At 42.4% G+C, this 20,493-nt stretch carries 17 protein-coding genes; 16 read left to right on the forward strand and 1 reads right to left on the reverse strand.

What is annotated here, in order from left to right:
* Positions 1-14: 14 nt before the first annotated feature.
* The 11 genes from PGR14_RS11835 (at position 15) to PGR14_RS11885 (ending at position 14,557) form a co-directional block, all read left to right on the forward strand.
* Positions 15-1,484: a sensor histidine kinase gene (locus PGR14_RS11835; protein ID WP_055247854.1), complete on the forward strand. Its 1,470-nt coding sequence runs from the start codon at positions 15-17 to the stop codon at positions 1,482-1,484.
* Positions 1,481-3,079: a response regulator gene (locus tag PGR14_RS11840; RefSeq protein WP_055156847.1), complete on the forward strand. Its 1,599-nt coding sequence runs from the start codon at positions 1,481-1,483 to the stop codon at positions 3,077-3,079. The genes PGR14_RS11835 and PGR14_RS11840 overlap by 4 nt, the downstream gene beginning before the upstream one ends.
* A complete protein-coding gene (locus tag PGR14_RS11845) occupies positions 3,072-4,148 on the forward strand; it encodes a sugar ABC transporter substrate-binding protein (RefSeq protein WP_270223465.1) in 1,077 nt (358 codons plus the stop codon). Before PGR14_RS11840 ends, PGR14_RS11845 begins: the two co-directional genes overlap by 8 nt.
* Before the next feature lie 160 nt (positions 4,149-4,308).
* Entirely contained in the window at positions 4,309-5,418 is a 1,110-nt protein-coding gene (gene chvE / locus PGR14_RS11850; RefSeq protein WP_055156851.1) for a multiple monosaccharide ABC transporter substrate-binding protein, read from the forward strand.
* Positions 5,419-5,494: 76 nt separating this feature from the next.
* On the forward strand, positions 5,495-7,033 hold the full coding sequence (gene mmsA, locus PGR14_RS11855) for a multiple monosaccharide ABC transporter ATP-binding protein (RefSeq protein WP_055156853.1): 1,539 nt from the start codon (positions 5,495-5,497) through the stop codon (positions 7,031-7,033).
* A gap of 2 nt (positions 7,034-7,035) precedes the next feature.
* On the forward strand, positions 7,036-8,196 hold the full coding sequence (gene mmsB / locus PGR14_RS11860) for a multiple monosaccharide ABC transporter permease (protein WP_055156855.1): 1,161 nt from the start codon (positions 7,036-7,038) through the stop codon (positions 8,194-8,196).
* 105 nt (positions 8,197-8,301) lie between these two features.
* Complete coding sequence (locus PGR14_RS11865) at positions 8,302-8,922, forward strand: DUF4867 family protein (RefSeq protein WP_055156857.1); 621 nt, start codon at positions 8,302-8,304, stop codon at positions 8,920-8,922.
* A gap of 34 nt (positions 8,923-8,956) precedes the next feature.
* Entirely contained in the window at positions 8,957-10,441 is a 1,485-nt protein-coding gene (locus PGR14_RS11870) for an L-fucose/L-arabinose isomerase family protein (RefSeq protein ID WP_055156859.1), read from the forward strand.
* Between the two features lie 332 nt (positions 10,442-10,773).
* Positions 10,774-12,243 (forward strand): xylulokinase, encoded by a 1,470-nt coding sequence (gene xylB, locus PGR14_RS11875; protein ID WP_055297522.1) that lies wholly within the window; start codon positions 10,774-10,776, stop codon positions 12,241-12,243.
* A gap of 165 nt (positions 12,244-12,408) precedes the next feature.
* Entirely contained in the window at positions 12,409-13,548 is a 1,140-nt protein-coding gene (locus tag PGR14_RS11880; protein WP_055297721.1) for a Gfo/Idh/MocA family protein, read from the forward strand.
* Positions 13,549-13,564: 16 nt separating this feature from the next.
* Positions 13,565-14,557 carry a sugar phosphate isomerase/epimerase family protein gene (locus PGR14_RS11885; protein WP_270223468.1) on the forward strand — a complete coding sequence of 331 codons (993 nt, stop codon included), beginning with the start codon at positions 13,565-13,567 and terminating at the stop codon, positions 14,555-14,557.
* A gap of 73 nt (positions 14,558-14,630) precedes the next feature.
* On the opposite strand, the gene PGR14_RS11890 is transcribed toward PGR14_RS11885, so the two are convergent.
* Entirely contained in the window at positions 14,631-15,554 is a 924-nt protein-coding gene (locus PGR14_RS11890) for a helix-turn-helix transcriptional regulator (RefSeq protein ID WP_055297720.1), read from the reverse strand.
* A 173-nt stretch (positions 15,555-15,727) separates the two neighbouring features.
* Between PGR14_RS11890 and PGR14_RS11895 the strand changes: the two genes are divergently transcribed.
* The 5 genes from PGR14_RS11895 (at position 15,728) to ispG (ending at position 20,490) form a co-directional block, all read left to right on the forward strand.
* On the forward strand, positions 15,728-16,762 hold the full coding sequence (locus PGR14_RS11895) for a TIM barrel protein (protein ID WP_055156869.1): 1,035 nt from the start codon (positions 15,728-15,730) through the stop codon (positions 16,760-16,762).
* Positions 16,763-16,768: 6 nt separating this feature from the next.
* Complete coding sequence (locus tag PGR14_RS11900) at positions 16,769-17,890, forward strand: carbohydrate kinase family protein (protein ID WP_055297719.1); 1,122 nt, start codon at positions 16,769-16,771, stop codon at positions 17,888-17,890.
* On the forward strand, positions 17,884-18,732 hold the full coding sequence (locus PGR14_RS11905) for a class II fructose-bisphosphate aldolase (protein ID WP_055247883.1): 849 nt from the start codon (positions 17,884-17,886) through the stop codon (positions 18,730-18,732). Before PGR14_RS11900 ends, PGR14_RS11905 begins: the two co-directional genes overlap by 7 nt.
* Positions 18,733-18,892: 160 nt before the next feature.
* The gene (locus PGR14_RS11910; RefSeq protein WP_055262194.1) at positions 18,893-19,360 is read left to right on the forward strand and encodes a hypothetical protein; all 468 of its coding nucleotides are present in this window, start codon (positions 18,893-18,895) and stop codon (positions 19,358-19,360) included.
* A 74-nt stretch (positions 19,361-19,434) separates the two neighbouring features.
* The gene (ispG, locus tag PGR14_RS11915) at positions 19,435-20,490 is read left to right on the forward strand and encodes a flavodoxin-dependent (E)-4-hydroxy-3-methylbut-2-enyl-diphosphate synthase (protein WP_055156875.1); all 1,056 of its coding nucleotides are present in this window, start codon (positions 19,435-19,437) and stop codon (positions 20,488-20,490) included.
* Positions 20,491-20,493 lie beyond the last annotated feature (3 nt).

Raw genomic sequence — 20,493 nt, forward strand, 5'->3', positions numbered from 1 at the left:
AGTAGTAAAAAGACATGAAAAAAAGAAAATCAATCCGGATCCGGCTGCTGGAAGTCTATGTAGTGATCATGTTATTGGTATTTGCGATCAATATGTATATAGTGCATAGTCAGAGCCAGGCGATCCGGCAGATTGACGGGGTATATAATTCGAATATTCAGTTAAATGATATCTCGACAACGCTGGAGAAAATGCAGACATCGCTTTATCAGTATCTGAATACAAAAAGTTCGGATGAACTGGAAAATTATTATTTATATGAGCAGGATTATAGAAATCTGATCAGTGAACTGAATGAAGAGACGGTAAATGACCAGAATCTTCTGATGGAAAAAAATATCCGCAATATGTCGGATACATATCTGGAAAAAACAGCCGGTGCGATCGAGGCAAAGCGGGGAAGAAATGTAAGCTGTTATAACGAAGAATACAGTAAGGCGAAGAAGCTTTATGATTATCTGCAGTCCTGTGTCCGAAGCCTGAATACGTCGGTGTTTCTTGAAAACTCGCAGAATTATTCAGTTTTGAGATCCACACTGAATTACGTTGTCGGATTCAGTATGTTTCTTCTGACCGTATCCATGCTTGTAGCACTCGCATGGATCGTTATGATGACCAGAACGATTACAAGACCGCTTATTAAACTTGCGGAGGCGGCAAATACGATCGCCAAAGGTGGACTGGAGGTAGATTTTCCGATCATTGATACCGGAGATGAGATCAGTACGGTGGCGAAAGCCTGCAACAAAATGATGAACAGTATCCGTGATTATATCAGGCAGACAAAAGAGAACTATGAGCGGGAAAGCAGGCTGATCGAGAATGAACTGATTATGAAAAATGACCTTAAGGAAGCACAGCTTAAATATCTGCAGGCGCAGATCAACCCGCATTTTCTGTTTAACAGTCTGAATGCAGCAGCACAGCTTGCCATGATGGAGGGCGCAGAAAATACCTGTTTGTTTGTACAGAACATGGCGGATTTCTTCCGCTATAATGTAAGGAAGATGGAGAAAGATACTACGCTTAAGGAAGAGCTGGAACTGGTAGACAACTACATTTATATTTTGAATGTACGATTTGCAGGAGAAATCCATTATACAAAACAGATCGATGAGCGCGTGACTGGTACAATGATGCCAAGTATGATCCTGCAGCCCCTGATTGAAAACGCGGTAAATCATGGAATACGCGAACTGCAGGGAGAAGGAAAGATCCATCTGTCTGTTTACAGTGATGATGGTATGGTCTGCGTGAAAGTAGAAGACAATGGTGTGGGAATTGAACCGGAAGTGATCGAAAAGATCATGCGTGGAGAGAGTGCACACAGCCACAGTCAGCGGGATTCCGCCGGAATCGGTATGGATAATGTGATCAACCGTCTGAAACGGTATTATAATATGGAGCATGTGATTGAGATCCGTCGGCGGGAAGAGAGAGGAACAGAAGTGTTGATCTATTTGAAAAGGGAGGACATAAGATGAGGATATTGATCTGTGATGATGAAGGAATTGTACAGCAGGCAATTAGATTTATGATCCAGAAAAGCTTTGGAGATGAATTTGAAATTGAATCTGCAAAAAATGGGCGTATGGCGATCGAACTTGCAGAGTCATTTCGCCCGGATATTATCCTGATGGATATCCAGATGCCGGGGATCAACGGAATCGAAGCAATGGAAGAGATTAAAAGAGAACATAAAAATATCATTTTCATTGTTCTTACGGCCTATGATAAATTTGAATATTCACAGAAGGCTATTGATATCGGCGTTATGTCTTATCTGACAAAGCCGATCAATAAGGACGTGCTGACGGATACCCTGCGAAAGGCGATGAAGCTTGTAAATGATAGAAGGGAAAAAGTAAGTAAGGATCTGAAGGTGAAAGAAAAACTTGAGGTTGTGGTTCCGATGATCGAAAGTGGTTTTGTGTACAGCGTTCTTCTTGGAGAGAGCAATGATACCTCCAATCTTACATACCGTGAGCTGCTTGGAATCAATACGGAGTATGTCTATGCAATAGTGATCGAATGCGGAGAAGAATTGCGAAAAGGAGAACTGACCAACACAGTAGGTGCAGGAATCCGGCTGCAAAAGCACAGCATGATTTTCCGTGAAATGCTTAAGGAGACGATGAATGGAATTGTAGGATCTCTGATGGGAAACAAAGTAATCGTCCTTGTCCCGTGCAGGGAAAAGGAAGAATCTTATAATGAGCGGGAAGTAAAGATTGAAAATATCCGCAGTATGCTTCGTAAAATGGAGCAGCAGATGGAAATGAAATTCAAAGCGGGCATCGGGTCTGTCGTATCCTGGGAGGAAGTTTCCAAGTCCTACAGAGAAGCACTCGATACGGCAAGGCAGGGAGTAGGAAAGGTGAACCATGCAAAGGATCTTCCGGTCAGCTGTGTATATGAAGAGGGATATCCGTATGATATGGAATCCGGTCTTTTTGATGCAGTTCACGCAGGGGATGCAGAACTGACAGAAAAAAGAAGTACAGAGTTTGTGATGTGGATGGAGAAGCAGTTTCCGGAGGTTACGAACAATGTACGCCTGAAAGTAATGGAATTTGTCCTGCTTGCTGAAAAATCTGTCTACGAGCAGGGGGCAATGACTTATCATTTTGATGTAAGGGCAAATTATCTGGATCAGCTGATGAGCTTTCAGACATATGAAGGGCTGGAACGATGGTTTGTGCATAAAATGACAGAAGCAGCAGGACACATCTCAATGAAACAACAGGAGAAGACGGTTAATGTAGTAGAAAAAGCAAAAGTTTATATAGCAGAGCATTTTTCAGGGGAAATTTCTCTGGAAGAGACGGCAAAAGAACTTGGAATCAGTTCCTACTATTTAAGTAAGCTGTTTAAAGAATCAGAGAATGTCAATTACATAGATTATGTGAACAATCTGCGGATCGAATATGCGAAAAAGCAGCTTATGGAAACGGAGAAGAGTATCAAAGAGATCTGTATGGAATCCGGGTACGGAGATCCCAATTATTTCAGTCGTATTTTTAAAAAATGGACAGGTGTGACACCGACGGAATACCGTGAGGAGGGACGATATGAATAAACCTATAAGACGATGGATGGTATTTTTGGTGTGTATTGCTTTTGCAGGACAGCTACTTGTGGGATGTTCAGCAAAATCGCAGGGCGTAAAGACCGATAGAAGTGATAAAAAGCAACTGAAGATTGGATTTACGATCGATACTCTGGTTCTGGAAAGGTGGACCAGAGATCGGGATGTATTTACCGCAGTAGCACAGGAACTGGGAGCGCAGGTAGATGTGCAGAATGCGAATAATAATCTGGAAAAGCAAAAAAAGCAGATTGAGGATTTTATTGCACAGAAGATGGACGTAATCGTGATCGTTGCAGTGGATTCTTATGGACTGACGGAAGAGGTGGATAAAGCAAAATCAGAGGGAATCCGGGTAATTTCCTATGATCGTCTGATCCAGGGAACGACAACAGATCTCTATATCACAGTTGATAATGAGAGTGTTGGGGAAGAGATGGGAAAGACCATGCTGGAGAAACTCCCGGATGGAGGCAATATTGTTATGATCTGCGGACCAGAATCGGATGCCAATTCACAGGATGTGGCAAAAGGATTTGAAAAGATGATCAAGGACAGTAATCTGAATGTTGTGAAGAAGACAAGCGTTAGTTCGTGGAAACCGGAGACCGGTTTTCAGGCAGTCAATGAGGCACTGGCTGAGCTGGAGGAAGTAGATGGTGTTATGTGCGGCAATGATGCGATCGCCGGGTATGTGATCAAAGCACTCAGTGAAAAGCAGATGGCCGGGAAAGTGGTTGTGACCGGGCAGGATGCCGATCTGGAAGCCTGTCAGAGAATCGTGGAAGGTACACAAGCGATGACTGTGTATAAACCGATTGAACGGCTTGCAAAAGTGGCGGCAAAGTGTGCGGTAAAACTGGCAAACGGAGAACAGATTGTCGGAAAAGATATTGGAGAAAACAGTGTAAAAACAACGGATGATGGGAAAGATGTTCCTTATTGGGGACTTCCGCCGATTGCAGTGACAAAAGAAAATATGGATTCAGTGATCATTGATCTTGGATTCCATTTACATGATGAAGTATATCTGAATGTTTCGGAAGAGAGCCGGGACTAGGACATTTTTGACAGAAAGGCAGTGCAAATTTGTGCTACCTTTCTTTTTTTACACAATAATATCATAAATATGTACGGTTTTTTACAATCTTGTCCAGTTTGTGAACTGCTATAGTATAAGCATCAAGAAAAACAAATTTTCTTAAAGGAGGAAACGAATTATGGGAAACAGAACAAGAAAGCTTCTTACAGTGGGCGTCATTGCAGCTATGACATTATCCATGGCAGCATGTACAAGCGGAAATGATACTTCATCATCATCTGGCTCATCAGATAAGAAAGAGACAAAAGCCGGAACAGGTAAGATTGGTGTTGCAATGCCGACAAAAGACTTACAGAGATGGAATCAGGACGGCGAGAACATGAAGAAACAGCTGGAGGATGCCGGATACGAAGTTGACCTTCAGTTTGCAAGTAATGATGTTGCTACACAGGTTTCACAGGTTGAGAACATGGTATCTGGAGGATGTGACGCAATCGTAATCGGATCCATTGATGGTGAATCACTTGGAACTCCGTTAAAACAGGCAGAAGAACAGGGAATCCCGGTTATCTCTTATGACCGTCTGATCATGAACTCATCTGCAGTTACATATTACGCAACATTTGATAACTACCTGGTAGGTCAGAAACAGGGCGAATACATTGTAGATGCATTAGACCTTGATAATACAGATGGTCCTTACAATCTGGAAATCTTCACAGGTGATCCAGGAGACAACAATGTAAACTTCTTCTACGGTGGAGCAATGGAAGTTCTTCAGCCATACATTGATTCAGGAAAACTGGTTGTCCAGTCAGGACAGGTTAAGAAAGAAGAAGTTGCTACAGCAGACTGGTCTACAGAAAAAGCCCAGTCAAGAATGGAAGCAATTCTTGCATCCAACTATAACGGAAAAGACCTTGACGTAGTTCTTTGCTCAAATGACTCTACAGCACTTGGTGTTGAAAATGCTCTGGAAGCAAACTACACAGGAAAATGGCCGGTCATCACAGGTCAGGATTGTGACAAACCAAATGTTAAGAACATCGTAAATGGAAAACAGTCTATGTCAGTATTCAAAGATACACGTAAACTTGCTGAACAGACAGTTAAGATGGTAGATGCGATCATGGATGGCAAAGAAGCTGAGACAAATGATAATGAGTCATATGATAACGGAACAGGCATCATTCCTTCTTACCTTTGCGAACCAACAGTTGTTACAATTGACAATTACGAAGAAATGCTTCTTGATTCTGGATATTATACAGAAGCAGATATTAAGTAATACGATACATATTTAAATGAGTACAGGCGGGATTTTAATCCCGCTTGTGCCGCTAAAAGAGAAGGAGGGATTCAGGTTGGGTAAGGTTTTATTGGAAATGAAAAATATTACCAAAACTTTCCCGGGCGTTAAAGCGCTGGACAATGTAAACCTTAAAGTTGAAGAAGGTGAGATTCACGCCCTTGTAGGTGAAAACGGAGCGGGAAAGTCAACACTTATGAATGTACTCAGTGGTGTATATACATATGGTACTTATGAGGGAGATATTATTTACGATGGCGAGGTCTGTAAATTTAATAAAATTAAAGACAGTGAAGAAAAAGGTATCGTAATTATTCACCAGGAACTGGCACTGGTTCCGGAAATGACGATTGGCGAGAATATGTATCTCGGTAATGAACAGGGAAAGAAATTCTCAATTGACTGGAGTAAAACTTATGGAGAAGCAGATGAATATCTTGCGAAAGTAGGACTTCATGAGTCATCACGTACACTGATCAAAGATATCGGTGTCGGCAAGCAGCAGCTTGTTGAAATTGCAAAAGCACTTGCAAAACATGCAAAATTACTGATTCTTGATGAGCCGACCTCATCACTGAATGAATCGGATTCAAAGGCCCTGCTGGATCTGATGCTTGAGTTCAAAAAACAGGGAATGACGATGATCATCATCACACATAAACTGAATGAGGTTGCTTATGTAGCCGACAAAATCACAGTTATCCGTGATGGAAGTACCATCGAGACGATGGATAAGAGAACAGATGAAATTACGGAAGACAGAATTATCAAAGGAATGGTTGGTCGTGAACTTACGGACCGTTTCCCGAAGAGGAAAAATGTAAAAATTGGCGATAAAGCACTGGAGGTTAAGAACTGGACCGTTCATCATCAGGTATATTCTGACCGCAAAGTGGTAGATAACGTGTCTATGTATGTCCGTAAAGGAGAAGTACTTGGTATTTCAGGACTTATGGGAGCCGGACGTACAGAGCTTGCAATGAGTATTTTCGGACGCAGCTATGGAAAAAATATTTCTGGTGAATTATATATTAATGGTAAAGAGGTGAAACTTCATACCGTTAAAGAAGCAATTGAACACAAAATTGCATATGTGACAGAAGACAGAAAAGGAAACGGATTAATACTGAGCAATCCAATCCGTGTAAATACAACTCTGGCAAACCTTGACGGAGTCAGTGCCCATGGTGTGATCGACCGTGACAAAGAGATTGCGGTTGCAGAGGAATATAGACAGAAGATGCGTACAAAGTGTCCGTCTGTAGAACAGAATGTAGGAAACTTAAGTGGTGGTAACCAGCAGAAGGTTCTCCTTGCAAAATGGATGTTCGCCGGACCGGATGTCCTGATTCTGGATGAGCCAACCAGAGGTATCGATGTTGGTGCAAAATATGAAATTTACTGTATTATCAATGATCTGGTGGCAGCAGGAAAATCGGTTATCATGATTTCTTCCGAGTTACCTGAGGTACTTGGAATGTCTGACAGGATTTACGTTATGAATGAGGGACGTATCGTCGGAGAACTGGATGCAGCAGAGGCATCCCAGGAAGTCATCATGGGACGAATTTTGAGTTCAAGCAAAGGAGAATAGTTATGAGTAAAGAAAATGTATCTGCTTTTTTAAAGAAATATACAATGGTCATTGTACTGGTCATTGTAACACTGTTTTTCACATGGAAAACAGGTGGAAGAATGCTTCTCCCACAGAATGTAAATAACCTGATTTCACAGAACTCTTACGTATTTATCCTGGCAACAGGTATGTTACTGTGTATCTTAACCGGTGGTAATATCGACCTGAGTGTTGGTTCAGTTGTATGTTTCGCCGGCGCTGTAGGTGCAACATTTATGGTTAATAAAGGCATGAGTGTTGGGGTATCTATTCTTATCATGCTTGTTACCGGTCTTGCAATCGGTGCATGGCAGGGATTCTGGATCGCTTACAGACGTATCCCACCATTTATCGTAACACTGGCTGGTATGCTGATCTTCCGTGGTCTTTCTAATATCATTCTGAATGGTTTTACGATTGCTCCAATGCCGGATGCATACCTGGCACTGTTTAACAATTACATTGTAGATGTGTTCCACGGAAACGGAATCAATATTACCTGTATCCTTGCAGGAATCATCATTGCAGCAGTTTTTGTACTTATGACTTTCAAAGGAAGAATGTCAAAGATCAAAAAAGGATATAAAGTCGGACCAGCGGTTAATGATATTGTTAAATGCGCAGTGATCAGTATTGTAATCATCGCATTTATGTGGAGACTGGCACAGTACAAAGGTATTCCGATGATCTTAATCTGGGTAGCATTGATCGTTCTGATCTACGGATATCTGACATCAAAGACAACCGTAGGACGTCATTTATACGCAATCGGTGGAAATGAGAAAGCAGCACAGCTTTCTGGTATCAATACTAATAAAGTGTACTTTATCGCTTATGCAAACATGGGACTTCTTGCAGCAGTTGCAGCAATGGCAGTTATCGCCCGTCTGAACTCAGCAAACCCGACAGCCGGTGATGGATACGAAATGGATGCCATTGGATCCTGCTTCATCGGTGGCGCTTCCGCTTACGGTGGAAGTGGTACAATCCCTGGAGTTATCATAGGTGCAACTCTGATGGGTGTTATCAACCTCGGTATGTCTATCATGGGTGTAGATGCCAACTGGCAGAAAGTTGTAAAAGGTATTGTTCTTCTTGCAGCCGTTATCTTTGATGTAGAATCTAAGAAACGTTCTAAATAATAAAAAATAGCATAAGGACAAGAAAGTGCAGTTAACAGGCTAAGTTTTCGGTAGCGGATACCGACTTAGCCTGTTAGAATATAAGACAGAAAGAAGGTGGAAGAAATGAAAATCAAAAAAGTAACAGATCCAGAATTCAGCAGATACGGACGTGTGATCGATGGATATGATTTTTCAAAGCTGATCAAGGCAATGGAACACACCCCTCTTCCGGAGGATGTCATCTACGAACCATCTATTGAAGAACTGGAAACAACGGATGTTGCAATCGATCTGAAGATGAGAGTTTACGGAGAACTTCCGATCCAGATCGGATACTGCAACGGACATAACAGCAAACTGAACGCACTGGAATATCACAGAAGTTCAGAAGTGAATGTCGCAGTGACAGATATCATTCTGCTTCTGGGGGCAGAGCAGGATATCGAACCGGATTTTACATATGACACATCAAAAGTAGAAGCATTCCTTGTCCCAGCAGGAATTGGAATCGAAGTGTACGGAACAACCCTTCACTATGCACCTTGCGGAGTAGATGGAAATGGATTTAAGGCAGTAGTAGTTCTTCCAAAGGGAACCAATACAGATCTGATGACTTGCCATACCAAATCATTTGATGACAAGCTTCTTACCGCAAAGAACAAATGGCTGATTGCACATGAAGAAGCAGGAATCGAAGGCGCTGTGTGCGGACTTAAAGGTGAGAATATCGACATCGCAAAATAGAACAGACAGATTCATATTTTAGGAGGAAAAAACAATGAATAACATGCCAGAACTGAAAATCGGAGTTGTTGCAGTAAGCCGTGACTGCTTCCCGGAAAGCCTTTCTGTATCAAGAAGAGAAGCACTTATGAAAGCTTACAAAGAAAAATACGGAGAAGAACATATTTACGAATGTCCGATCTGTATCGTAGAAAGTGAAATCCATATGGTACAGGCTCTGGAAGATATCAAGAAAGCCGGATGTAATGCACTGGTTGTATATCTTGGAAACTTCGGACCGGAAATCTCAGAGACTCTGCTTGCAAAACACTTTGATGGACCAAAGATGTTCGTTGCAGCAGCAGAAGAAAGCGGCAACAACCTGATCCAGGGACGTGGAGATGCATATTGCGGTATGTTAAATGCAAGCTACAACTTAAAGCTTCGTAATATTAAAGCATATATTCCGGAATATCCGGTTGGAACAGCAGAAGAATGCGCAGATATGATCCATGAATTTGAACCGATCGCAAGAGCAATCATCGGACTTAACAATTTGAAGATTATCAGCTTTGGACCAAGACCGCTGAATTTCCTTGCATGTAATGCACCGATCAAACAACTTTACAATATCGGCGTAGAGATTGAAGAAAACTCAGAACTTGACCTGTTTGAAGCATTTAACAAACATGCCGGAGATGAAAGAATTCCGGCAATTGTAAAAGAGATGGAAGAAGAACTTGGAGCCGGTAACAAGAAACCGGAAATCCTTTCAAAACTTGCTCAGTATGAACTGACACTTAAAGACTGGGTAGAAGAACACAGAGGATACCGCAAATATGTTGCAATCGCCGGAAAATGCTGGCCTGCATTCCAGACACAGTTCGGATTTGTACCATGCTATGTCAACAGCCGTCTGACAGCACAGGGAATTCCGGTATCCTGCGAAGTAGATATCTATGGAGCACTCAGCGAATTCATCGGAACAGTTGTAAGTGAAGACACTGTAACACTCCTTGATATTAACAACTCTGTACCGGCTGACCTTTATGAAGAAGACATTAAGGGCAAATTCGATTACACACTGAAAGATACATTCATGGGATTCCACTGTGGAAATACTGCATCATCCAAACTTTCATTCTGCGAAATGAAATACCAGATGATCATGGCAAGATCTCTTCCAGTCGAAGTAACACAGGGAACACTTGAAGGAGATATCAAACCTGGAGATATCACGTTCTTCCGTCTGCAGAGCACATCAGATAATATACTGAGAGCTTACATTGCACACGGTGAAGTCCTTCCGGTAGCAACACGTTCCTTCGGAGCAATCGGAATCTTCGCAATTCCGGAAATGGGCAGATTCTATCGTCATGTACTGATCGAAAAGAACTTCCCGCATCACGGAGCCGTAGCATTCGGACATTACGGAAAAGCACTTTACGAAGTATTCAAATACATCGGAGTACCGGTAGACGAAATCGGCTACAACCAGCCAAAAGGTGTACGTTACCCAACAGAAAATCCTTGGGGCTAATTAAAACTATACACAATCATATAAGGGGCGGCTGAATGAACCCGCCCCTTTATAGTACAAAGAAACACGAATTAAAAACAGGATTTATGTTTCAAGCAGGCGGTTCAATGTCTTGAGGACCAGATTATAGAAAATAAATATGGCAGATTCCATTTGAGGCAATGAAGATGAGACTCAGAAATTGTGGAAGCCGTTGCTGACACAATTTCCGCCCTAAGAGGCTCATCGGAATGCTTTGCCGATTGGAAGATGCAATATTTATTTTCTATAATCTGGTCACAATCCCTCGAATCCGTCAGGTTGATACAAAAACCCTAACAAGGAGGTACATCATGCTCTATATAGGCGTAGACCTTGGAACATCCGCAGTAAAACTTCTGTTAATGGATGAAAAAGGCGACATCAAAAAAATTGTTTCAAAAGAATACCCATTATACTTCCCACATCCGGGCTGGTCAGAACAGCATCCGGAAGACTGGTTTACCCAGTCCGTAGAAGGCATCAAAGAACTGACTTCTGAGTGTGATAAGAGCCAGGTTGCAGGAATCAGCTTTGGTGGACAGATGCACGGACTGGTCATTCTGGATAAAGACGACCAGGTCATCCGCCCGGCAATTCTCTGGAACGATGGACGTACCACAGAAGAGACGGATTATCTGAATAACGAGATCGGAAAAGAAATGCTTTCTAAATACACAGCAAACATTGCGTTTACTGGATTTACCGCACCGAAGATCCTGTGGGTAAAGAAAAATGAGCCGGAGAATTTTGCAAAGATCACAAAGATCATGCTTCCAAAAGATTATCTGGCATACTGCCTGTCAGGAAGCTTCTGCTCTGATTATTCGGATGCATCCGGCATGCTTCTGATGGATGTAGAACACAAATGCTGGTCCAAAGAAATGATGGACATCTGCGGCGTAACAGAAGAACAGCTTCCGAAACTTTATGAAAGTTACGAAGTCGTAGGAAGTCTGAAGCCGGAAGTAGCAGCAGAACTCGGACTTTCTGAAAATGTAAAAATTATTGCAGGAGCAGGTGATAATGCAGCGGCAGCTGTCGGAACAGGAACAGTTGGTGACGGAAGATGTAACATTTCCCTTGGAACATCCGGAACCATCTTTATTTCCAGTGCAAACTTCGGCGTAGATAAGAACAATGCCCTGCATTCTTTTGCACATGCAGACGGTCATTATCATCTGATGGGATGCATGTTAAGTGCTGCATCCTGCAATAAATGGTGGGCAGAAGAAATCCTGCATACCGATGATTTTGCTGCAGAGCAGAAGGATATCACAAAGCTTGGTGAGAACCATGTATTCTATCTGCCATACCTGATGGGAGAAAGATCACCGCATAATGACCCTTATGCAAGAGCCACCTTTACCGGTATGACTATGGATACCACGAGAGCAGATATGATGCAGGCAGTATTGGAAGGAGTTGTATTTGCACTCCGTGATTCCCTTGAAGTTGCAAAAAGCCTTGGAATCAAGATTGAACGTACCAAGATCTGCGGTGGTGGAGCAAAGAGTCCTCTTTGGAGAAAGATGATCGCCAATATCATGAACCTGAAAGTGGATATCATCGAGAGCGAAGAAGGACCGGCACTTGGAGGTGCAATCCTTGCAGCAGTCGGATGCGGCGAATACGAAAGCGTAGAAGCAGCAGCAGACAAGCTGGTTAAGATTGTAGATACCGTAGAACCGGAAGCAGAATTGGTTGAAAAATACGAAAAGAGATACCAGGAGTTCCGTCAGATTTATCCGGCACTCAAACCGGTATTTCCGTATATCCAGTAATAAAAATAGAATGTATTTATGGCGTCAGTCACGTTGTGGCTGACGCTTTTCTATATACTGCTAAATTGTCATATAAAAATCGCAAGATTATCATTTTTACAAATAATAAAGGTGCTATTATTGAAATAATGAGAAAGATAGATGCAATGTCAGAAAGGAGAAATTATGGCAAAAGTATTAAATTACGGAATGGTTGGTGGCGGACCGGATGCATTTATCGGGGATGCACACAGAAGGGCAATTTCATTGGATGAAAGTGCTAGATTGGTAGCAGGTGTATTTTCAAGAAATGCAGAAAAGTCAAAAAAGATGGGGGAAGTTCTGCATATTGAAGAGGAGCGTTGCTATAAAGATTATGAAACGATGGCATTGGAGGAAGCGAAAAGGGAAGACGGCATTGATTTTGTTGTAGTTGTTACTCCAAATGCGTCACATTATGAAATCTGCAAAGCATTTTTGAATGCAGGAATTCATGTAGTATGCGATAAACCGGTAACAACAACCTATGAAAAAGCAGTGGAACTTCAAAAACTTGCAGAAGAAAAATCACTGTTATTCATGGTTACCTATACTTATATGGGACATGTGACTGCAAAGTATGCAAGAGATCTGATTGCTTCTGGTGCAATTGGAGATGTCCGTGCTGTTATGGCAGAATATCCGCAGGGATGGCTTGCATTTGAAGACAATATGGGTGGAAAACAGGGCGAATGGCGCTGTGATCCGGCACAGTCGGGTGGAGTAAACTGTCTGGGTGATCTGGGAACCCATGTAGAAAATGCAGTGGCAACGATGACAGGACTTAAGATCAGACGGCTTCTTGCAAAGATGGATGTTATTGTTCCAGGAAGAAAACTGGATGATAATGATTCTGTTTTGATTGAATTTGATAACGGAGCAACTGGAATTTTCTGGACCTCACAGGTAGCAATTGGATGTGATAACAGTCTGCGTGTACGTATTTACGGAAGTGAAGGAACGATTCTCTGGTTTCAGGAGACGCCGGAAAAAATTACAGTGATCGATAAGAATGGAATAATCCGGGAAGTACACAGAGGATATGGAGATATTGATTCGAAGGCTGCAAAATACGGAAGGCTTCCGGCTGGTCATACAGAAGGCTGGCTAGAGGCAATGGGAAATCTGTACCGAAGCTTTACGGAGTGCGTTTCTGCAAAAGAAGAGGGAACTTTTGCAGCAGAGATGATTGATTATCCGACCGTAAAAGATGGAGTTGAAGGACTTGCATTTGTAGAGGCATGTCTTAAGAGCAGTCAGAACGGAAATGTCTGGGTAGAACTTTAAAAAGGAGGAATGGTTTATGAGACCGGTAACATTATTTACAATTCAGTGGGGAGATCTTCCTTTGGAAGAAATGTGCAGACAGGCACAGGAGATGGGATATGAAGGATTAGAATTATCCGCATCACATCTGGATATGAAACGTGCGGCAAGTGATCCGGAATATGTCAAAGAAGTGAAAGATACTCTGAAAAAATATGGTCTGGGATGCTGGGCAATCAGTAACCATCTGGCAGGACAGTGTGTGGTTGACAGTATCGGGTCTATTTATGATTCCAGACTGGATGGTTTTGCCCCAGCAGAATATGCAGGAAAACCGGAAGAAATCCAGAAGTGGGCAATTGAAGAAATGAAAGTGACTGTACATGCAGCAAAAGCAATGGGCGTGGATGTTGTAACATTCTTTATGGGATCACCAATCTGGAAATACTGGTATTCTTTCCCGCAGACATCCGAGCAGATGATTGAAGAAGGCTATCAGAAAGTAAAAGAATTGTGGAGTCCGATTATGGATGAATTTGATAAATGTGGTGTAAAACTTGCACTCGAAGTACATCCGACAGAAATTGCATTTGATTACTGGAGTACCAAGAAATTACTGGATGTATTTGAACACAGACCGACACTGGGAATCAACTTTGACCCAAGTCATCTGATCTGGCAGGGACTGGATCCGGCAGTGTTTATCCTTGATTTTGCAGCCCGTATTTACCATGTGCATGTAAAAGATGCAAAACTGAATCTGAATGGACGAAATGGCATTCTGGGATCCCATATCACATTTGGAGATCAGAGAAGAGGATGGAACTTTGTATCGCCGGGACATGGAGACGTTGATTTTGATAACATCATCCGTGCACTCAATCAGATTGGTTATGATGGCCCACTTTCTGTTGAATGGGAAGACAGTGGTATGCAGAGAAACTTTGGAGGAAAAGAAGCCTGTGAATTTACGAAGAAAATTAATTTCATGCCGTCCGATGTAGCATTTGATGATGCAATTAAAGCATAGATAAGAGAGCAGGTGAAAGCCGTGTTGTCGCAAGATCCGACAGCACGGCTTTTCAGGTAAAATGCGAAACAAACTAATCCGGAACCTTCTGCAGAATAAATGCAGACTGTTCAAACGAATAACGCTTCTGGATATTATCCGTAGGAAGAACCGTATCGATAAGGTGCGGTTTTTTTGATGTCTTCAGATATTCTCTGGCGGTACAGCCCATTTTTCCTTCGAATAGTTTGTTGAGATACCGGCTGCTGGAAAATCCGGTTTCCATACAGATATCCAGAATAGACAGATCTGAATTCTGGATCAGCTCCAGTGCATGCTCAAAGCGTACATTATTAAGATAATCCTGAAAGGAAATGCCAAGTATTTTGGTAATAAAATGCGAAGCATGGTAAGTTGTGATGTGCTCCAGATCAGCAATGTCCTGAAGCGATATTTTTTCAGAAGAGTGCTCAGCAATGTAGTCCGTGATGCGGTTGATGCGGTGGGAGGCTGTCTGCGCAGCATTGTACTCTTTCTCGCCGGTAAAAGAAGGACGTGCGTTTGTGAGCAGCTGATACATAATCTCGATGAGAAGTTCAGAGCATTTTAATTCATTGTATGTAGTTTCACTAAAATAACAGCGTGCGCAGTTGAGAAGCAGTCTGCGGAGCTGTAAATAAAATGGACCGTTGCAAAAAACGGTATCTTCAAAATGAAGAAATTTTGACTGATAAAAAATATGCTTGTAAAAATCAGAATCGATCTGGAAAGCCAGGATGCGGTTCCGCCCGGTTTTGTTGGAAAAAGAATGTACTTGATACCGGTTGATAAAATAAATATCTCCGGCCTTCAGATGATACTGTTCCTGTTCCAAAAAAAGTGTCATTGTTCCCTCAAGAATCATTCCAAGTTCAAAATCATCATGTCCATGGGGACCGCGGGAGGTCATTTCAACAATAAAAACCTCCAGATGATTCATTGTAGTATGTCTTACAATTTCCATTTCTTTCTTTTCCATAGAACAGTTTCCTCTCTTTTTTAAACTGTTTTTATCATAACACAGGTAAGCAAGAAGTTACAGATAAAATCGCAACATTGTCATTTTTTTGTACTATGAGACTGGTATGATTAGATCATCAAAGATAAACGTTGAGGACTCGAGTTAAAATCAAAGAAAGAGAGGAAATTAAAATGACACAATTTAAATTTTCAGTAGGACCTTGGAACGTACATACAGGAGCAGACGCGTATGGACCGGCAACAAGAAAAGACATACCGATCGAGGAGAAATTTAAAAAATTTGCAGAGATCGGATTCTCAGCAATCCAGTTCCATGATGATGACGCTGTACCGAACATCAATGATTATACAGAAGAAGAAATCAAAGAAAAAGCACGTGAGCTGAAAAAGACACTTGATAAATATAACTTAAAAGCAGAATTCGTAGCACCAAGACTTTGGATGGATCCACATACACAGGATGGTGGATTCATGAGCACATCAAAAGAAGACCGGGAATACGCAATGTGGAGAGCATACCGTTCCATCGATATTGCAAACGAACTTGGAACAGACATGATCGTTCTGTGGCTTGCAAGAGAAGGCACACTGTGTGCAGAATCAAAATCACCAGTATGGGCAACCAAAATGCTGATTGAAGCCATCAACAAGATGCTTGAATATGATCCAAAGATTCGTGTGTGCATTGAGCCAAAACCAAATGAACCAATCGACAGAAGTATCTGTGGAACCATGGGACATGTCATGGCAATTTCAGCAGCTACTATCGATCCTTCCCGTGTGGGGGGAAACCTGGAAAGTGCACATGCAATCCTTGCAGGACTTGACCCGGCACATGAAATCGGATTTGCACTTGCAATGAACAAGCTGATGACTGTCCATCTCAATGACCAGAACAGCATCCGTTATGATCAGGATAAAGCATTTGGTGTTGAAAACCTCCGTCAGGCATTCAATCAGGTAAAAGTCCTGAAAGAGAACGGATACGGAGAACATGGTGAGTATGTAGGACTTGATGTAAAAGCAATGCGTACAACTAAGGATGAAGACAGTTATAAGCATCTTGAAAACAGTTTAAAGATCTTTAAGGCACTGGAAGCAAAAGTAGACAAATTCGACTATGATTTCCAGAAAAAGTGCGTAGAAGAAAGAGATTTTGAAGCACTTGAAATGTATGTAATGAATCTTCTGATGGGAGTAGAATAAGAGAAAATGAAAAAGAAGGTAATTGTAGCGGGACATATCTGTCTGGATATCACGCCTGTATTTCCAGATGGAAAAGTAAAAAGTGTAGAGCAGGTCTTAAGCCCGGGTAAGTTAATACAGATGGGAAATGCTGACGTGCACACAGGCGGTGCCGTTGCAAATACCGGACTTGCAATGAAACTATTAGGTGCAGACGTCTCTCTTATGGGAAAAGTCGGCGAGGATGCATTTGGCGACATGATTTTAAACATACTGGACGGATATGATGCAAAAGAAGGAATGATCCGTGATAAGGAATCAACAACCAGTTATTCGGTTGTGCTTGCAATTCCTGGGATTGACCGGATTTTCCTTCATCATCCGGGAGCAAACCATACTTTTGCGGTATCAGATATTGATTTTGACAAAGTGAAAGAAGCAGCAATTTTTCATTTTGGATATCCGACACTGATGGAATCGATGTATAATAATGATGGAGCAGAGCTTGTACATCTGATGAAATCTGTCCAGGAGACAGGGGCGGCAACGTCCCTCGATCTGGCAGCAGTCGATGCAAATTCAAAAGCAGGACAGGTAGACTGGGCAAAGATTCTTGGAAGAACTCTTCCTTATGTGGATTTCTTTGTACCAAGTATTGAAGAACTCTGTTTCATGCTTGACCGGGATAAATTCGAAGAATTGCAGGTACGTGCGGATGGTGGAGATATCACAGATGTGCTGGATATTGAACAGGATGTGAAGCCTCTGGCAGAAAAATGTATTACGCTTGGATGCAAAGTACTTCTTCTGAAATGCGGAGCAAAAGGAATGTATTTGCAGACCGCAGGAGAAGAAAAACTCAGACAGGTAAGTGTGCGTACAGAGCTTGACGTGGCAGCCTGGGCAGAAAAAGCAGTCTTTGAAAAGAGCTATATACCAGAAAAAATTCTTTCCGGAACAGGAGCCGGGGATACCAGTATTGCAGCATTTCTTACTGCAATGCTGGAAGGAAACACTCCGGAAATGTGTCTGCATCTGGCAGCAGCGACAGGAGCCAGCTGTGTTGCCGCTTACGACGCTTTATCCGGTCTGAAATCATTTGAAGAATTAAAGAAAAAAATCGAGGAAGGATGGGAAAAAGTATGTTAGTAAATATGAATGACATTTTGCTTCCGGCAAAAGAAGGAAAATATGGAGTTGGATTTTTTAATGCAGTAAATGTAGAGATGGCACGTGCGATCATTGAGACAGCAGAGGAACTTCAGGCACCGGTTATGGTTGGAACTGCGGAAGTGCTTCTCCCGGCAACCGAACTGAATCTGGTGGCAGATTATCTGATCCCGATGGCAAAGAAAGCAAGCGTACCGGTCTGCGTACATTATGATCACGGCCTTACCTTTGAGCGCTGTATGGAAGCTTTAAAACTTGGCTTTACCTCTGTTATGTACGACTGCTCAACCGTATCCTATGAAGAAAATGTAGAAAGAGTAGCTGAGATGGTGAGAATCTGTCATGCAATGGGAGTAACGGTAGAGGCAGAACTTGGTCATGTAGGCGATAATGCCGGAGCCGGAAAGTTGGAAAATCCGGAGGATTATTATACAGATCCGGATACCGCACTGGATTATATTACAAGGACAGGTGCAGATTCTCTTGCAGTTGCAGTCGGAAATGCACATGGAGACTATGCATTCCCGCCGAAACTTGATTTTGACAGAATTGATGTGATTTCAAAGAAAGTCAATATCCCACTGGTGCTTCACGGTGGTTCCGGACTTGCAGATAATGATTTCCGTCAGGCGGTCCAACTTGGGGTATCCAAAGTCAATATTTTCACGGATATCGACAAAGCGGGAAAAGCCGGTGTGGAAGCCGGAATTGCAGCAGGAGAGAGAACCATGATGGGACTTATCGCATATGAGATTGATGCAATGAAGAAAGTTGTTGCCGAAAAGATCCGTCTGTTTGGATCTGAAGGGAAAGCGTGCTAAATAAGGATATTTATGATATTAGAGAAGGAAATCTGCGTTACAGTGGATTTCCTTTTTTGCTTTTTAAAGAGTTGTTCTTCTTTGCAGTCCCCGTTGACAGTGAAAGTTAAAACCCGTATAATGAATTATAAGATTGACATGATGTGGAGGGCTTGATTCTATGATTATTGCAAAGAATGATGAAGATAAAAGAAGCCGTGTGTGGAACTATGTGACAGGAATTACGACCGTTCTGATCATTATCGTGGCTGGATATTTCATTTACCAGGGATTTTTCGGAAATCCGCTGGAAGGAAAGTGGAAGCATGATGAGAGTGATATGATACTGGAAGTAGATGACCATAATGAAGCAGAGCTTGACTGGAAGAACCTGATCGATGGTAAGGATGTGGAGGTGGAGCTTGGATATACACTGGATATCAAGGCAAAGCAGATTACATTTACTGTAAAGCAGGAAGAGCTGGATGAGACAGCGAAAGAACTTGGTGATAATGTAACTGCAACGGAAGTAGAGCAGGCGATCAATTCTGTACTTACTACATTCAATTACAGTGTGGACGGAACCAAGCTTACACTTACCGAGTGGGATTATGGAGACCAGATGATTTTTGAAAAAGCAGGCAAATAAAGAGAACCCTCTCTCTGTGGGCATGAAAGTCCGCGGACAGAGGGTTTTGTGTGAGAACAGGAGGTTAAAATCAGATGACAAGGAAGGATACAAAAGTAATAAATATCGGAGGAAGAAAGATCGGAGGAGGCAATCCGGTAGCGATCCAGTCGATGACCAATACAAAGACAGAGGATGTGGAAGCTACGGTTGCGCAGATTCTTGCGCTTGAAAAGGCAGGCTGTGAGATCATCCGCTGCGCTGTTCCAACCATGGAAGCGGCACAGGCTTTAAAAGAGATTAAAAAGCAGATTCATATCCCACTGGTTGCAGATATACATTTTGATTATCGTCTTGCGATTGCTGCAATTGAAAACGGTGCAGATAAAATCCGTATCAATCCGGGGAATATCGGAAGTGAGGACAGAGTCCGTGCGGTTGTGGAGAAAGCAAAAGAATACGAGATTCCGATCCGTGTCGGGGTGAACAGTGGCTCGCTGGAGAAGAACCTTCTGGAAAAATATGGTGGCGTGACTGCAGAGGGAATCGTGGAAAGTGCACTTGACAAGGTACACATGATTGAGAACATGGGCTATGACAATCTGGTGGTCAGTATTAAGTCTTCAGATGTCATGATGTGTGTAAAAGCGCATGAGCTGATCGCAAAGAAATGCCCGTATCCGTTGCATGTGGGAATCACTGAGTCCGGGACGCTGCTTTCAGGCAATATTAAATCTTCAGTAGGACTTGGAATCATCCTTTATCAGGGAATCGGAGATACGATTCGTGTATCGCTGACAGGGGATCCATTAGAAGAGATCAAGAGCGCAAAACTGATCCTGAAAGCACTGGGACTTAGAAAAGGTGGAATTGAAGTCGTATCCTGCCCGACCTGTGGACGTACCAAGATCGATCTGATCGGACTTGCCAATAAAGTAGAGACGATGGTTGCTGAATATCCACTTGATATCAAGGTTGCAGTGATGGGATGCGTGGTAAATGGTCCTGGAGAAGCAAGAGAGGCTGATCTTGGAATCGCAGGGGGAATTGGGGAAGGACTTCTGATCAAAAAAGGAGAGATCATCCGTAAGGTAAAAGAGGATGAGCTTTTAGATGCACTTCGTAATGAACTGGAACATTGGGGCGAATAGAAG

It is taken from the genome of Coprococcus sp. AF99-45, from assembly GCF_027663865.1.
In the GTDB taxonomy this organism is placed as follows: domain Bacteria; phylum Bacillota; class Clostridia; order Lachnospirales; family Lachnospiraceae; genus Allocoprococcus; species Allocoprococcus comes.

Bases quoted from the DNA above. Each gene is read 5' to 3' on its own strand.
- PGR14_RS11835 (WP_055247854.1), top strand. From the start codon at position 15: ATGAAAAAAAGAAAATCAATCCGGATCCGGCTGCTGGAAGTCTATGTA.
- PGR14_RS11840 (WP_055156847.1), top strand. From the start codon at position 1,481: ATGAGGATATTGATCTGTGATGATGAAGGAATTGTACAGCAGGCAATT.
- PGR14_RS11845 (WP_270223465.1), top strand. From the start codon at position 3,072: ATGAATAAACCTATAAGACGATGGATGGTATTTTTGGTGTGTATTGCT.
- chvE (WP_055156851.1), top strand. From the start codon at position 4,309: ATGGGAAACAGAACAAGAAAGCTTCTTACAGTGGGCGTCATTGCAGCT.
- mmsB (WP_055156855.1), top strand. From the start codon at position 7,036: ATGAGTAAAGAAAATGTATCTGCTTTTTTAAAGAAATATACAATGGTC.
- PGR14_RS11865 (WP_055156857.1), top strand. From the start codon at position 8,302: ATGAAAATCAAAAAAGTAACAGATCCAGAATTCAGCAGATACGGACGT.
- PGR14_RS11870 (WP_055156859.1), top strand. From the start codon at position 8,957: ATGAATAACATGCCAGAACTGAAAATCGGAGTTGTTGCAGTAAGCCGT.
- xylB (WP_055297522.1), top strand. From the start codon at position 10,774: ATGCTCTATATAGGCGTAGACCTTGGAACATCCGCAGTAAAACTTCTG.
- PGR14_RS11880 (WP_055297721.1), top strand. From the start codon at position 12,409: ATGGCAAAAGTATTAAATTACGGAATGGTTGGTGGCGGACCGGATGCA.
- PGR14_RS11885 (WP_270223468.1), top strand. From the start codon at position 13,565: ATGAGACCGGTAACATTATTTACAATTCAGTGGGGAGATCTTCCTTTG.
- PGR14_RS11890 (WP_055297720.1), bottom strand. From the start codon at position 15,554: ATGGAAAAGAAAGAAATGGAAATTGTAAGACATACTACAATGAATCAT.
- PGR14_RS11895 (WP_055156869.1), top strand. From the start codon at position 15,728: ATGACACAATTTAAATTTTCAGTAGGACCTTGGAACGTACATACAGGA.
- PGR14_RS11900 (WP_055297719.1), top strand. From the start codon at position 16,769: ATGAAAAAGAAGGTAATTGTAGCGGGACATATCTGTCTGGATATCACG.
- PGR14_RS11905 (WP_055247883.1), top strand. From the start codon at position 17,884: ATGTTAGTAAATATGAATGACATTTTGCTTCCGGCAAAAGAAGGAAAA.
- PGR14_RS11910 (WP_055262194.1), top strand. From the start codon at position 18,893: ATGATTATTGCAAAGAATGATGAAGATAAAAGAAGCCGTGTGTGGAAC.
- ispG (WP_055156875.1), top strand. From the start codon at position 19,435: ATGACAAGGAAGGATACAAAAGTAATAAATATCGGAGGAAGAAAGATC.